Annotated in this window: 14 protein-coding genes; 4 read left to right on the top strand and 10 right to left on the bottom strand. The window is 72.9% G+C overall.

What is annotated here, in order from left to right; all coding sequences use genetic code 11:
* Positions 1-21 precede the first annotated feature (21 nt).
* Both KIF24_RS07110 and KIF24_RS07105 read right to left on the bottom strand, forming a co-directional pair.
* A complete protein-coding gene (locus tag KIF24_RS07110) occupies positions 22-1,062 on the bottom strand; it encodes a hypothetical protein (RefSeq protein ID WP_221083356.1) in 1,041 nt (346 codons plus the stop codon).
* The gene (locus KIF24_RS07105) at positions 1,062-1,331 is read right to left on the bottom strand and encodes a hypothetical protein (RefSeq protein ID WP_221083355.1); all 270 of its coding nucleotides are present in this window, start codon (positions 1,329-1,331) and stop codon (positions 1,062-1,064) included. The genes KIF24_RS07110 and KIF24_RS07105 overlap by 1 nt, the downstream gene beginning before the upstream one ends.
* Positions 1,332-1,664: 333 nt before the next feature.
* On the opposite strand from KIF24_RS07105, the gene KIF24_RS07100 reads away from it, so the two are divergent.
* The 4 genes from KIF24_RS07100 (at position 1,665) to KIF24_RS07085 (ending at position 5,470) form a co-directional block, all read left to right on the top strand.
* Positions 1,665-2,033, top strand: coding sequence for a YciI family protein (locus KIF24_RS07100; RefSeq protein ID WP_331461351.1), 369 nt, complete (start codon positions 1,665-1,667; stop codon positions 2,031-2,033).
* Positions 2,030-3,286, top strand: coding sequence for an RNA polymerase sigma factor (locus KIF24_RS07095; protein ID WP_221087220.1), 1,257 nt, complete (start codon positions 2,030-2,032; stop codon positions 3,284-3,286). Before KIF24_RS07100 ends, KIF24_RS07095 begins: the two co-directional genes overlap by 4 nt.
* 76 nt (positions 3,287-3,362) lie before the next feature.
* Positions 3,363-4,061: a dihydrofolate reductase family protein gene (locus KIF24_RS07090; RefSeq protein ID WP_221083354.1), complete on the top strand. Its 699-nt coding sequence runs from the start codon at positions 3,363-3,365 to the stop codon at positions 4,059-4,061.
* Positions 4,062-4,543: 482 nt separating this feature from the next.
* Positions 4,544-5,470 carry a DUF4153 domain-containing protein gene (locus KIF24_RS07085; protein ID WP_221083353.1) on the top strand — a complete coding sequence of 309 codons (927 nt, stop codon included), beginning with the start codon at positions 4,544-4,546 and terminating at the stop codon, positions 5,468-5,470.
* 77 nt (positions 5,471-5,547) lie between these two features.
* On the opposite strand, the gene KIF24_RS07080 is transcribed toward KIF24_RS07085, so the two are convergent.
* The 8 genes from KIF24_RS07080 to KIF24_RS07045 form a co-directional block, all read right to left on the bottom strand.
* Positions 5,548-6,669, bottom strand: a complete 1,122-nt coding sequence (locus KIF24_RS07080) for an acyl-CoA thioesterase/bile acid-CoA:amino acid N-acyltransferase family protein (RefSeq protein ID WP_221083352.1) — start codon at positions 6,667-6,669, stop codon at positions 5,548-5,550.
* A 162-nt stretch (positions 6,670-6,831) separates the two neighbouring features.
* Positions 6,832-7,740: an aminoglycoside phosphotransferase family protein gene (locus tag KIF24_RS07075; protein ID WP_221083351.1), complete on the bottom strand. Its 909-nt coding sequence runs from the start codon at positions 7,738-7,740 to the stop codon at positions 6,832-6,834.
* Between the two features lie 25 nt (positions 7,741-7,765).
* Entirely contained in the window at positions 7,766-8,791 is a 1,026-nt protein-coding gene (locus tag KIF24_RS07070) for a phosphotransferase family protein (protein WP_221083350.1), read from the bottom strand.
* Complete coding sequence (locus KIF24_RS07065; protein WP_221087219.1) at positions 8,788-9,510, bottom strand: SDR family NAD(P)-dependent oxidoreductase; 723 nt, start codon at positions 9,508-9,510, stop codon at positions 8,788-8,790. Before KIF24_RS07065 ends, KIF24_RS07070 begins: the two co-directional genes overlap by 4 nt.
* Before the next feature lie 64 nt (positions 9,511-9,574).
* On the bottom strand, positions 9,575-10,204 hold the full coding sequence (locus tag KIF24_RS07060; protein ID WP_221083349.1) for a TetR/AcrR family transcriptional regulator: 630 nt from the start codon (positions 10,202-10,204) through the stop codon (positions 9,575-9,577).
* A 59-nt stretch (positions 10,205-10,263) separates the two neighbouring features.
* Entirely contained in the window at positions 10,264-12,237 is a 1,974-nt protein-coding gene (locus tag KIF24_RS07055) for an acetoacetate--CoA ligase (RefSeq protein WP_221083348.1), read from the bottom strand.
* A 48-nt stretch (positions 12,238-12,285) separates the two neighbouring features.
* Positions 12,286-13,491, bottom strand: coding sequence for a sugar ABC transporter permease (locus KIF24_RS07050; protein WP_221083347.1), 1,206 nt, complete (start codon positions 13,489-13,491; stop codon positions 12,286-12,288).
* 13 nt (positions 13,492-13,504) lie between these two features.
* The gene (locus KIF24_RS07045) at positions 13,505-14,311 is read right to left on the bottom strand and encodes an ATP-binding cassette domain-containing protein (protein WP_221083346.1); all 807 of its coding nucleotides are present in this window, start codon (positions 14,309-14,311) and stop codon (positions 13,505-13,507) included.

Raw genomic sequence — 14,311 nt, 5'->3', positions numbered from 1 at the left:
GCAACCAGAGTGGCCCCGCTGTCAAGGCGCGTACGGCGGTCGGGCGTACGCGGCCCGCAACGCGGCCAGACCGGTCGCCTTCGGGCTGAGGGTGCCCCAGCCGGAGTTGAAGTAGTTCGTCCGGACGATGAACGGCCCCCGCTCGGTGTTGAGCCGGACGATCGCCGGGGGCACGGTGGCGATCCAACCCGCCTGGTCGGGTATCTCGGCGACCCGTACGCCCCATTCGGCGACGAGCACCGGACGGGACAGGGCGACCGGCCCGAGATCGGCCACCGCCCAGTCCTTGGTTCGCCGGAACCGCTCCAGCGCGGTGTGGGTGGGGCTGGTCGCGTAGACGTTCCACTGGAGGTGGTCCAGCCGCGTCATCAGCGCCTCCGGGTGGGTGCGCTGGAAGCAGGCGCGGTCGAAGCCGCCGACGCCGACCGAGAAGGTGGTGCCCTGGGGCAGTTCCTTGGCCCGGAACCAGTTGACGATGTACGTCACCGCCTGCACGGCCCGCACGTCCGACTCGGCCCAGGCGTACGCCTTGCCGGACTCGGTGGTGCCGAACTCGTGGTCGGTGTCCAACTCGGAGGCGAGCTGGATGTTCACCCCGAAACCCATCGTCCGGTACTGCGACAGCGCCCGGGCGAACAACCCGTCGCACTGCCCGGCGAGGACCTGGCCGTAGCCGTACGCCTTCGGCCAGATCGTGCCCGGGCGCTGCTGGATGGTCATCGCCGGCGCCGGCACGGTGTACGTCACGCCATCCACCGTGAAGGTCTGCGGCCCGGTGCCGGATGCGCCGTAGTGCTTCAACTCCAGCACCATGTTGAGCCGCACACCGGACCGGCCGAGGGTGACCAGCCAGGGCCGGTGGTAGCCGGGGAAGACATAGCCGTCGGCGAAGCTGCGGTACTGGGTCAGCGATTGGAAGTTGCCGCCGGCCATGTCGGCCGTCGGGTCCGCGCCGCCGGAGAGGTAGTAGCCGCCCAGCACCCGCGGCGTGATCGTGTAGTTGGCCGCGGCGGTGGCGGTCCGCCCGGCGGAGTCCCGCACCGTGACGGTCACCCGGGCCATCACGCCACCGCCCGGTACACGGCCACCGAACCGTTGTCCGACACCCGGGTCCAGGTGCGGCCCGAGTCGTCGGTGACGGCGACGGTGAGGGGATCGATGACGGGACTGACCTTGACCGGCGCGCTGCTGTTGCCCTGGGCATCGGTGACCACGATGCTGACGGTGAGGGTCTTGTTGTCCGGGTCGCCGTAGGTGACGGTGAGCAACATCTGGGCGCCCGGGACGTAGCTGGTCGCGTTGAGTGAGGCGGAAGCGGTGGGAGCGGCCATGGCAGCTCCTTCCTGGCTCGGTCGCCGCGACCAGCGGGTCTACTCCCCGTGGTGCGGCGGGTATGCGACGGCGGGTCCGGAGCCGGGTGGCGCTGCGGCGCGCCCCGGGTAGGTCCGGTGCGGTGCGGCGACGTCGCTGTCGGGCGCGGTGACACCCGTCCCGAGGCCGGGCTCCGGGCTGGCGGCCCGGCGGGGACGCTGCCGCCCCGGCCCGGCCGGAGGGTCGGATGTGGCCCGCCATCCGCAGCCTCTGTACCTGCTACAACAGTGCGTCGGGGCAGGGCTCGGCGTCTTGTCCGTTTACAGACACATTGACCCTGATGGAGGCGACACGTGAAGTATCTGATGTTGATCTATGGAAACGACGAGATCTGGGGCGGCCTTCCGGACACCGAGCTGGCCACGCTGATCGGCGAGGTCGACGCCTTCAACGAGGCGCTGCGCGCCACCGGCGAGCTGGTGGACGTGCAGGGGCTGGTGTCCCGACCCCGGGCGGTGCGGATCACGGACGACGTCCCGGTCGTGACGGACGGGCCGTACCTGGAGGCCAAGGAGTACGTCGGCTCGTACTTCGTGGTCGACGTCGCCGGCGAACAGCGCGCGCTGGAGATCGCCCGCAGCTATCCGGGCCTGCGGTTCGGCGCCTCCTCCGGCGGCATCGAGATCTGGCCGCTGATGGCCTCGGCCGGGGACGACCGCTGAACCTCGACGAGGCCACCGTCGAGTTGCTCCGCCGGCTCACGCCGCAGCTGGTGGCCACGCTGGTACGCCGCTACGGCGACTTCGCCCGCGCCGAGGACGCGGCGCAGGAGGCGCTGGTCGCCGCCGTCGAGACGTGGCCGCGCGGCGGCGTTCCGGAGCATCCGGCGGGCTGGCTGCACACCGTGGCCGCCCGTCGCTACGTCGACCAGGTGCGCGGCGAGGTCGCCCGGGCCCGCCGGGAGCGGGTGGTGCTCGACACCACACCGCGCGACGCACTCGTCGCCCCACCGTCCGACGCCGAGCCGCCCCGCGACGACCTGCTGGAGCTGTTCCTGCTCTGCTGCCATCCGGCGCTGCCGGCGCCCGCGCAGCTGGCGCTCACCCTGCGCGCGGTGGGCGGGCTGACCACCGCGGAGGTCGCGGCGGCCTTCCTGCTGCCGGAGAAGACCACCCGGCAACGGATCTCGCGGGCCAAGCAGCGGCTGCGGGAGGCGGGCGCCCGGTTCGCGCTGCCGACGGCGGCCGAGCAGCGACCACGCCTGGCCGTCGTCCGCCAGGTGCTGTACCTGATGTTCAACGAGGGCTACAGCGCCAGCAGTGGCCCCGACCTGCGCCGCGCCGAGTTGACCCGGCAGGCGCTGCGGCTGACCCGGCGGTTGCACGACCGGCTGCCCGGCGACGCGGAGACGGCGGGACTGCTGGCGCTGATGCTGCTCACCGAGGCGCGGGCCGCGGCCCGGGTCGGGCCGGACGGCGAGCTGGTGCCGCTGGCGGAACAGGATCGTGCCCGGTGGGACCGGGCGGCGATCGACGAGGGGCGCCGGCTGGTCGAGTGGAGCCTGGCCGTCGCGCCACCGGGCCCGTACCGGATCCAGGCCGCCATCGCCGCGGTGCATACCGAGGCGCCGAGCGCGGCGGACACCGACTGGCCGCAGGTGCTGGCCCTCTACGAGCTGCTGGACCGCCTCGCGCCCAACCCGGTGGCGACGCTCAACCGGGCGGTCGCGGTGGGCATGGTGCACGGGCCGGCCGCCGGGCTGGCCCTGCTGTCCGAGGTGGAGTCGGGGCTGCTCGCCGGGCACCACCGGCTGCACGCCGTCCGCGCCCACCTGCTGGAGCTGGCCGGCGACCGGGCCACCGCAGCGCTGGCCTGGCGGACGGCGGCGGACCACGCCGGCAGCGAGCCCGAACGGCGGCACCTGCTGCGCCGATCGGCCACAACAGGTGACCCGGATCACAGTCAGCGCAGGTAGCGGCGGCCGGGCCGGCTCCGATCCCCAACCGAGCGGGCACCCGGGGTGGGTGCCGCCGGATCCGGGAGGAACGGACATGACCAAGGTGACCGCGCAGCTGTCGGTGTCGCTGGACGGCTGCTACGCCGGCCCACGGCACGACGGAGACGGCGACTGGATGCGCTCGGCGGAGAGCCACGGCTTCTTCCGGGTCACCCGGTGGGCCACCGACGCGATGGCCTGGCGCGAGCGGCAGGGCTTCAGCGGCGGCAACCAGGACGTCGACTCGGAGATCATCGCCGAGTCGTTCGGCAGTGCCGGCGCGTACGTGATGGGTCGCCGGATGGCCGACGGCGGTGAGGTGCCGTGGGGCGACGAACCACCCTTCCGCGCCCCCGTCTTCGTGGTGACCCACCGGCCCCGTCCGAAGCTGTTGCGCCGGGGCGGCACCAGCTTCACCTACGTCACCGACGGGGTGGCCAGCGCCGTCGCGCAGGCCCGGGCCGCGGCGGGCGGGAAGAACGTGGCGGTGGCCGGCGGTGGCAGCCTGGTCCGGCAGGTGCTGCGGGCCGGTCTGCTCGACGAACTGGAACTGCACGTCGTGCCGGTCGTGCTCGGCAGCGGGCTGCGCCTGCTCGACGGGGACCTGGGCCTCGACGACTTCGAGGCGATCGAGTTGACCCCGACCCGCGTGGTCCCGACCCCACACGTCACCCACCTCCGGTACGCCGTGCACGGCCGCGCCCCGCTGGTCCTGGACGACCGCGGCAGCGGCGCCGGCACGCCCACCGACTGAGGGACAACGCGAACGGGCGGTCGGCCCTAGAGTGGCGGCAACTTGTCGATCTAGGAGGGCGCGGTGTCCGAGCCGCCACCCGTCGAGGGCCTCCCGGGCACCGGGGAACCCGACGAGGTCACCGTCGCATCCGGCGCCGCCCCGGCCGAGCCGGACGCGACCGTCAGCACACCGGACAACGCCCCGGCCGCGACCGTCAGCACACCGAAGGACGCGGCGACGGCCGTCACGGCACCGGGCGGCGTTCCGGCAGGGACCGCGACCACGCCGGCCGGCGCGGGTGGCCCGGCTCGGCCCGCCGCCGGCACCTCCGTCGTACCGTCGCCGGCACCCGCCGGCCCGGCTGGCTACCCACGGCCCGGTCCGGCGTACGCCTTCCGGCCGCCACCGCCGCAACCGTCGTTCCTCGACCGGGCCTGGCCCGGCCCGGCTCGACCCGGGACCGGGTCACCCCGCTGGCCGTCCTGGCCGGGGCGCTGGGCGTGGCCGCCTTCGTGCCGTTGGGCCGCACCGGCATCGGCTGGTTCCTCGGCTGGCTGGTCCTCACCGCCGGCGTCGTCGTCGCGGTGCGGCGTCACGCCGCCGAGCTGCCCCGCCCGCAGCGCTGGGTCCGGGCGGGCTGGGCCGCTGCCGCCCTGGCCCTGCTCGCCGTGCTCGCCGTGCTCGGCTTCCGCAACGCCTGGTGGTTGGTGACATTCTGTGTGCTGGGAGCGCTGGGCTGCGCGGCACTGGCGATCGTCGGCGGACGGGGGGTCCGCTCGATCCTGTTCAGCCTGGTGGCCGCCCCGATCGCGGCGGTACGCGGGCTGCCCTGGGTGCGTGGCCACATCCGGGCACCCGGCGAGGCCGGTGACGCGCGCCGGGTCGTCGGCTCGGTCACCGCCACGGTGGTGGTCCTGGTGGTCTTCGGAGCGCTGCTCTCCTCGGCCGACGCCGCCTTCTCCCAGGTGTTGGGCGCACTCATCCCGGAGATCAGCGTGGGCGGGGTGTTCCGGTGGCTGTTCCTGGCCGCCGTGGGCGCGCTGATCGCGGTGGCCGCGGTCTACACGATCGCCGCCCCGCCGGACCTGACGTCGGTGGACCGGCCGACCGCGCGCAGTGTCGGCCTGGTCGAGTGGGCGCCGCCGATCGCCACCCTGACCGCCCTGTTCGGCGGCTTCGTCGCCGTGCAGTTCACCGTGCTCTTCGGCGCCGCCCTGTCCAGGCTGCCGGATCCGGTACGCCGCTGCACGCTCAGCTGGATCGTCGACGACCTGGCCGAGCCGGACCCGTGGTACGCCTGGAACCTGGGCCGGCAGCGGGCCCGGGCGGTGCTCGACCGGCTGGGGCCGGACGCGATCGGCAACCAGCGTGACTGTCGTCGCGCAGACCAGTTCGACCTGCCGAAGAACCCCCGAGCGACGCGTTGACCGGGCCGGGCTGCTGCCGAGGGGCCACAGCGGCACGGCGGACCTGACCGCGACGGGACGCACCGGCCGGGCGGTGCTCAGACCGCGGCGAGGAAGGCGCGGACCTGCGACCACCCGTCCTGCCGGGCGGCGGCGTCGCCCGCGCGGGTGCCGCCGTGCGTCTGCACACCGGTCCGCCCCTGGTGCACCGTCTTCGACGGCAGGTACGGGACGGTGCCGACGCCGTGACCCGCGTCGGGATAGAACAGCGCGCGGTGGGGCGGGCCGCCGAGGGCCAGCATCAGCTCGGCGCTGTGGGTGGCCGCGTCCCAGAGTTGGTCGTCCGCTCCGGCGATCGCCAGCACCGGAGCGTCGATCCGGTCGACCGGTATCGGGCCGGTCGGGAAGGGCCGGCCGGCCATGGTCCAGGCGGCGGCACCGGTGTACGGGTATCCCGAATGGACCACGTTGCTCGGCGCGTAGACGACGACGGCGCGCACCAGTTCGGGACGCAACTGCGCCAGCAGCAACGCGGCCTCGGTGCCGCGCGAGTAGCCCACTACCGCCACCTCGTCACCGGCGTGCCGGGCGAGCAGGCCGGCGGCGGTGGCGAAGTACTCCAGCGGGATGTCGTGCAGGCTGTCCGGCAGGCCCGCAACGCCGAAATAGCCCAGGCACAACACCGGATGCCCGCGGGAGGCGAGCAGCGGTGCGTCGTACAGCCCATCGACGCCACCCTCGGAGCCGCCGAACCGCAGCACGCCGGCCCGTCGCGGCACCCCCGGCGGGGGCAGCACGAGCATCCCCCGCACCCCGTCGGTCTTCGTCGTCAGCTCGGTGAAGGACACCGCGCCGGCCGTCCAGTCCCGGCGTACGGTGGCGGTGGCCGGCTCGCGCTCGCCACCGGTGGCCGACAGCCGCACCGTGAACTCACCTCGCACGTGCGGCCAGACCGGCTGGAAGTAGGACGCGTCACCGTCGAGCGGGTCCATCGACCAGAACAGGCCCATCGGGTCGACGCCGGAGTACGAGCCCTCGACGGGGGCGTCCCGGGACACGTCCACGGTGCCGTTCGCGTCGGCCACGAAGATCGCCTCCGAGCGCCACGACCGCCCCGAGTACTCCTCGGCCTCGGCGGAGACGACGACCCGCTCCCCCGCGGCCAGGCCGCCGACGCGGACCCGCACCGGCTCGTCCGCGAGTGCGGCGGCCGGCGTCACCGCCAGGCTCAGCCGAGGGCGCCACCGATCCCCCGGTCGCCGCCGAGCGCGGTCGCCACCAGCAGCCCGGCCACGACGGCGGGCAGTATCCGGGACGTCCGCATCCACTCGGGTCGCATCGATGAGAAACCGTACCGCCGGCTGTCCACCCGCTCCGCGCCGTCACCGCGTGCCGTCGTCGGCGAGGATCGCCTCAAGGCGGCTTCGACACTCGGCGACGAAGGCCGGAAAGGTGTGCCAGTAGTACGAGATGCCGGTGGCGCCGACGGCGATCGCCCAGGCGCGGGCACGCCGCCAGGTCGCGTCGTCGACGCCGGCGGCATCGCGGTAGGCCCGGCGCGCCTCGGGCGGTAGGTCCCACACGGTGGCGTGCTCGGCGTCGGGCAGGCCGATCGACAGGCCGCCGAAGTCGATGACCGCGTGCAGCCTGCCGTGTCGTACCAGCAGATTGGTGGGCTTGAGATCGCCGTGCAGCCACACGTGTGGTCCGGCGGGTTCGGGCAGGGCGAGCGCCGCACGCCACCACCGTTCCAGCGTCTCGACGTCGATCTCGCCACCGACGACGGCCCGGCAGTCCCCGAGAGCCCTGCCGACCCACCCGTCGCAGGCCCGCAGGTCTCCCCCGCGGTACCAGCTCAGGTCACCGGTGCGGGCCGCTCCCATCAGGTCCAGGCCGTGCAGATCCCGCACGAAGGCCGCCAGATCGGTGCCGAACGCCGCCCAGTCCGTTACGGTGTCCGGCCGGGTCTCGTCGCCGTCGATCCACCGGTACACCGCCCAGGGCAGCGGGAACGCGCCGGTGGGAACGCCGGCATGCAGCGGCTCCGGGATCCGGCACGCGAGCAGGGGCGCCAGCCGCGGAAGCCATTGCAGTTCCTTACGCAGCGACCGTGCCTTGTCGGCGGTGCGCGGTAGCCGCACGAGCAGGTCGTCGCCCAACCGGTACATGGTGTTGTCGGTCCCGGCACCCGCCGGCGACAGCGACCGGCGCGCCCACCGGGGGCACTGCTCCGTCACCAACGACCTGACGATCCGGTCGTCGACCGGGACCTCACCCTGGTGCAGTGTCACGCCGGTATCCTTCCGCACGCCCCGGTCACACCGGCCCCAACGCCCTGAGGCCGGCGGCGAGCAGCGCCGGGACAGCCTGTTCGGCAACCGCCGAGGTCGGGTCGGCCGCGGCGCCCTGCCGCGCGCGATAGCTGATCCCCTGCGCGATGACGGCGAGTTTGAAGTTGGCCAGCCCCAGGTAGAAGGGCCAGTGCGCGAGGTCGACACCGCGCCGGCGGGCGTACGCCTCGGCGATCGCGTCGCCGTCCGGCAGCCGATCGCTCGCCCAGGCCGCGTCGAGGCCGAGGATCGGGTCGAGCTGCGGTTGGCGGTAGACGCACATGAGCGCGATGTCGGTGAGTACGTCGCCGACGGTTGCCAGCTCCCAGTCGACCACGGCGAGCACCTTGCCGATGTCGGCACGGTCGAGCAACGTGTTGTCGATCCGGTAGTCCCCGTGGACCACACCGATCTGCGCCGAACTGGGCGGCAGGGCGGTGACCAGGCGTGAGTGCAGGTTCGTCGCATCGGCGAGGTCCCGGCTCCTGACCTCGTGCCACTGCCGCCACCACAGGCGGACCTGGCGCTCCAGGAAGCCGACCGGCCGACCCATGCCGTGCAGGCCGACCTCGTCGACGTCGACGGTGTGCAGATCAGCCAGGATCCGGACCAGTTCGGTGACGCAGGACATGAGTTCGGGTGTGGTGTAGCCGTCGAGTTGCGCGCGGGTGCGCACCACCTGACCGGCGATGAAGGCGGTCACCGCGAACGGCGCGCCGATGACGGCCGGGTCCTCGCAGAGGGCGACCGCGGGAGGCACGGGTACGGCGCTGTACTGGAGCGCCTGCGTGACCCGCCACTCCCGCACCACGTCGTGCGCCGACGGGGTGAGGCCGGACAGTGGTGGGCGCCGGAGGACCCAGCGGTGGGTGCCGTCGGTGACGACGTAGGTGAGGTTGGACCTTCCGCCGCTGACCAGCTCGCTGGTCAGCGGCCCGGTCACCGGGACGCGCCGGCTTTCGAGGAACGCTCGCACGCCCCGCACGTCGAGGATCGGTGGGTCGGTGTTCATGCCTGGTATCCCCCGGTCCCGGCGCGGCTGATCACGATCTCGTTGATCACACTGCGGGGTGACAGGTCGAGCAGTGCGGTCACCGCCGTGACGACGTCGTCGACCGGGATCATCGTCTCGGGCGGCACCGTGTCGTGGACCCACGCGCTCATGTCGGTGTCGACATAGCCGGGAGCGATCGCCGTCGCGGTGACGCCGCCGGCCGACTCCTCGGCGTTGAGCCCGCGGCACAGGGCCAGCAGCGCGGCCTTGGTGGCCCCGTAGACGGTGAGAGACGGCTCGGCGTAGACCCCGCCGATCGACGCCAGGGCGACGATCCGCGCCCCGGAGGACGGGCGCCGCCGCGCCGCCGCCCGAAGGAGCGGCAGTGCCTGGCTGACCAGGACGAACGGTGCCCGGGTGTTCAGCGCGAACTGCTTGTCGTACCGCGCGATCGGATATCCGTCGAGCGGCCCGGCCGAGCCCACGCCGGCCGCGAGGACGAGAGCGTCCAGGCCGTCGTGCCGTGCCGCGTGCGCGGCGACGAGCGCCGCCGGCGCGTCAGGTGCGGCGAGGTCGACCTCGACGCAGTCCACCCGCGCCGCACCGGCCGCCGTCGCCTCGGCCGCCGCGGCGGCCAGCCGGGCCGGGTCGCGGGCGGCCAGGGTCAGGCACCAGCCCCGCTCGGCGAGCGCGAGCGCGATGCCCCGCCCGATGCCGCGGGATGCGCCGGTGACCAGCGCGGACCGGACCGGCTCGGGGCCGGTCGCCCCGACGGCCCGGGCGGGACTGCGGGCATCGTGGTCATCGCGGCCGTCCCGGGACCGTCGCTTCGCCGATGCCGACGATCGAACGCGCGATCAGGAGGTAGCGGTCGAGCAGCGCGTCGACCGGGAGTGTTCCGTCCGGCCGGTACCAGGACGCGACGCCCACGCAGAGCGAGGCGATGGCCCGGCTCGCGTCCTTCGGATAGGGCGTCGTGCAGACGCCGTCCCGCACGCCGTCGAGGATCACCCCGTCGAGCATGCGTTGCTGCTCGTCGCGTTTGGCGACGTAGCGCGCCCGGTTGTCCGGCTCCAGGCTGCGCAGTTCCGCCGTGGACACCATGGCGCCGGTGCGACGGTACATGTGGAACCGCAGCAGCGACTCGACCAGCGCGTCGAACTGCGAGCGGGGATCGGCGGGCGCGGTCGCCAGCGCCTGCCGGCTGTGGATCAGCAACTCGTCGATGATCACCGTCATCAGGTCGAAGAGGATGTCCTGCTTGGACGGGTAGTAGTGATAGACGCCCGGCACGGAGAGGCCGGCCCGGCGCGCCAGGTCGCGGGTGGTCGTGCCGTGATAGCCGTGCTCGTAGAAGGCCTGGAGGGCGGCGTCGAGAATGCGGGACAACTCGAGCGGCCGGTACTCCCGCCAGTCGAACTGGGCAGACATCGGCTCGGTCGTCGCCTCTCTCGTCGTGGACCCGGGGGCCTCGTTCGCGGTGGGCCGGCTCACGGCGCACGCCTCGCGCGTGCCGCGGTGATCAGCGTGTCGAGAGCCGCCGGGTCGTCGACGGCTCCGCGGTCGAGCACGCGCTCGGGGTCGGCGCCCTGAAGGATGCGTTTGACCGGAACCTCCAGGCGCTTGCCGGTCTTCGTGTGCGGCAGCCGCGGCACGACGATCACCTCGTCGGGTACGTGTCTGGGCGAGGCCCGCTCGGCGATGCGCCGCCGGATCCGGTCGGCGAGGTCGGCCGGCTCCTCGTCACCGTTCGCGACGACGAACAGCGGCATCCAGTACCCGCCGTCCGGCTCCTCGACACCCACGACGAGGGCGTCCGCCACCTGCGGCAGCCCGCTGATAGCCGCGTAGATCTCCGCGGAGCCCAGCCGGACCCCGTGCCGGTTGATGGTCGCGTCCGAGCGCCCGAGGATGACGACGGTGCCACGCTCCGTCATCACGGCCAGATCCCCGTGTCGCCACACACCAGGAAACATATCGAAGTAGGTGTCTCGCAGCTTCCGGTCGTCGGGGTCGTCCCAGAAACGCAGGGGCATCGACGGCATCGGCTCGGTGACCACCATCTCGCCCGGCACGCCGGCCCGGGCCCGCCCGCCTTCGGCGTCCCACACCTGGACCGCCGCGCCCAGCGCGGGGGCACTGATCTCACCGTCGTACACCGGGGTGGTCGGAGCGCTGGCAACGAAGATTCCCACGATGTCCGTCCCGCCACTCATCGATCCGAGTTGGATCTGTGCGCTGACGTGCTCCCGGAACCACTCGTTGGCGGCCGGCGGCAGCACCGAACCGGTCACTCCGACCAGCCGTAGCGCCGAGAGGTCCAGCTCCTTGCCCGGCGCCAGACCCGCCCGCTGCGAGGCTTCGAGATACCCCGGGCTCGTGCCGAACACGGACACGCCGAGGTCGGCGACCAGCCGCCACAGCGCATCCGGGCCCGGCGATGTCGGCCGGCCGTCGTAGAGGACGATGGTCGCGCCGTGCAGCAGCCCGCAGACCTGGGCGTTCCACATCATCCAGTTCGGCGTGGTGAACCAGAAGAAGACGTCACCGGCGCGCAGGTCCATGTGCAGGCCCGGTGACACCAGTTGCTCCAGCAACGCGCCCCCGTGCCCGTGGACGACTCCCTTGGGCCGGCCGGTCGTACCGGAGGTGAACAGGACCCAGAGCGGGTGGTCGAACCCCACGGCGACGCCGTTCGCGGGTGCGGCGGCGAGCGCCTCCGCCCAGGCGCTGGCGTCCGCGCCGACCACGGGGTTGGCCAGCCCCGCGGTCTCGACGGTGATGGTGTGCCGCAGTTCCGGAAGCAACTCCCGCAGCCGCCGCGCGTCGTCGCGCCGGTCGTGCACCTTACCGCCGAAGCGGTAGCCCGAGCCGACGATCAGGACCCGGGGCGACAGCTGCGCCATCCGCTCCGCGGCCGAGGGCGCCGCGTAGTCGAGGCTGGTCTGCGCCCACACCGCGCCGACCATGGCGCTCGCCACGAACGCGACCACCCCTTCGACGCAGTTCGGCAGGTAGGCCGCGACCCGGTGCCCGGGCCGGACACCGAGGTCGCGCAGTCGCCCGGCAACGGCGGCGGCCTGGGCCCGCAGCTCAGCGAACGTGATCGACGACCGCTCACCGGTCTCCGTGACCAGGATCACCGCGTCCTGATCGTCGTCGCCGGCACGCAGCAGATGCCCGCCGAAGTTGAGGGTGCCGCCCGGGAACCACACCGCGCCGGGCATCCGGCGGTCGGCGAGCGCACCGCGTGGCCGGGTTTCCCAGTCCACGTCGAAGAAGTCGGCGACCGCGGCCCAGAAGTCCCCGGGCGACGACACGGACCACGCGTGGAGCTCGCGGTAGTCGGTCACGTCGTCGAGCGTCGCGCGGCCCTGCGCGGCGAGCCACGTCGCGAAACGCACGATCCGGGTATCCCGGACCCGCGCGGGGTCCGGAAGCCAGCTCGGTTCGATGACAGTCATCGTCGACCTTTCTTCGCGATCAGTGCGTCTCGGCGGGTACGGGCTCGGTCAGCGCCGCCCCGGCAGGAGCGATCCGCGGGTGAGGACCACGTCGACGGCCACGGCAATGACGAGTACGGACCCGGTCGCGAAATACTGCACCTCCGTCGAGAGGCCCAGCAGTTGGACGCCATTGCTGATCGAGCCGATGACCAGAGCGCCCAGAAACGCCGACCAGATCGATCCGCGTCCGCCGAAGAGGCTGGTGCCGCCCACCACCGCCGCCGCGATCGCGTTCAGCATCAGCGGGCCCGAACCGGAGGTGACCGAGACGCCGAGCTGGCGGGACGCGTCGACCATGCCCGCGACGGCGGCGCACACCCCCAGGACGAGGAAGGAGTAGAGCACCATCCGCCGGACCGGGATCCCGGCCCGCTGGGCCGCCTCGCGGTCGCCGCCCACCGCGTACAGGTGGATGCCGTAGCGGGTCTGGGTGGTGACGTACCAGGCGATCAGCAGCATGACCGCGACGATCAGCACGGGCATCGGCAGGCCGCGTTGCCGGGTCAGCGTGAAGACTCCGCCGAAGAGCACCGCGGCGGCGACCGCGGCGGGCACGAAGACCGTTGCCAGCGAGGTGAGCGAGCCCGTGGACAACCGCTCCCGGTGCTGGAACAGGCGGTACGCCGCGAACGCCAGGGTCGCCACCGCGGCCAGCGCGTAACTCGTGCCGGCCGGGATCGCCGTGCTCGCGATCGTGGCGAACGGTGTGCCGGCCACACTGATGGTGAACTCGGGCGGAAGCACGACGAGGATCAGGCCCTGGAGGATCACCATGCCGCCCAGCGTCACGATCAGCGACGGTACGCCGAACATGACCGCCTGGGCCTGGACGAACATGACGGCCATCCCCGCGACGACCGCCGCCGCGACGCCGACGGGCAACGGCAGGCCGCTGTTGACGGTCAGCCCCGCGGCCACCGCCGCGCACACCCCGGACAGCACGGCCGAGGACAGGTCGATCTCGCCGACGAGCAGGACGAAGACCACGCCCAGGGCGAGGATCGCGGTCGTCACGATCTGCAACGTGAGGTTGGTGATGTTCTGGAAGCTGAGGTACGCCGAACTCCGGCTGTAGAAGACAGCCCAGATGATCGCCAGCACGACCAGCACCGGGATGCTCCGGTGCCCGCCCGCGGCCGTCTCGATCGCCCGGCTGACCCGGGTGCGGCGGGCCGCCGACACGCCGGCCGCGGGTGACGTGGAAATGCTCACAGGAATCCCGCCCTCAATCGTCGCTTGACTCGTGCGCACCGGTCATCGCGCCGACCAGCTCCGATGCCGTGTAACCGCCGCGGCGGAACTCGGCGACCTTCGAGCCGAGCCGCAGGACCACGACCCGGTCGGCGACCTGCCGGACGTCCCTCATGTCGTGCGAGACCACGACCACGCCCCGACCCTGATCGCGTAGGCGGTGGATCAGATCCAGCACCTCCGCGCGTTGCGACACGCCGAGCGCCGCGGTCGGCTCGTCGAGGATCACCACCGCCGGGTCGCTGATCAGCGCGCGGCAGATCGCGATGCCCTGACGCTGGCCGCCCGAGAGCGCGAGGACCGGGGTGTTGAGCGAGCGGAGCTTGACCGACAGCGACTCCAGAACCCGCCGAGCCTGCTCCTCCATGACGTGGCGCCGGATCCGCCGACCGGACCAGACCGGGCCGTGGCACTCCTGCCCCAGGAAGAGGTTCTGGACCGCGTCGAGGTTGTCGCACAACGAGAGGTCCTGGAAGACGGTGCGGATACCCGCCTCGGCCGCGGCCCGCGGCGACTCCAGGCGGGCGCTCTCGCCACGCACCCTGATCTCCCCCGTGTCCGGCGACGCCACCCCCGACACGATCTTGACCAGGGTTGACTTGCCGGCGCCGTTGTCGCCGACGAGCGCGACCACCTCACCCTGGTGCACGGACATGTCGACCTCGTGCAGTGCCCGCACCCCACCGAAGTGCTTCGAGACCTTCGTGAGCTGGAGCAAGGGAGTCGGGAGTGGCCCACCGTCGGGTGGATCGGAAAGCTGCGGTTCGCTGTCCACGGTCAT

It is taken from the genome of Micromonospora tarapacensis, from assembly GCF_019697375.1.
GTDB classification, from domain to species: Bacteria; Actinomycetota; Actinomycetes; order Mycobacteriales; family Micromonosporaceae; genus Micromonospora; species Micromonospora tarapacensis.
Note: the sequence above shows the minus strand (reverse complement) of the source record. Positions and strands in the feature narration are given on the sequence as shown.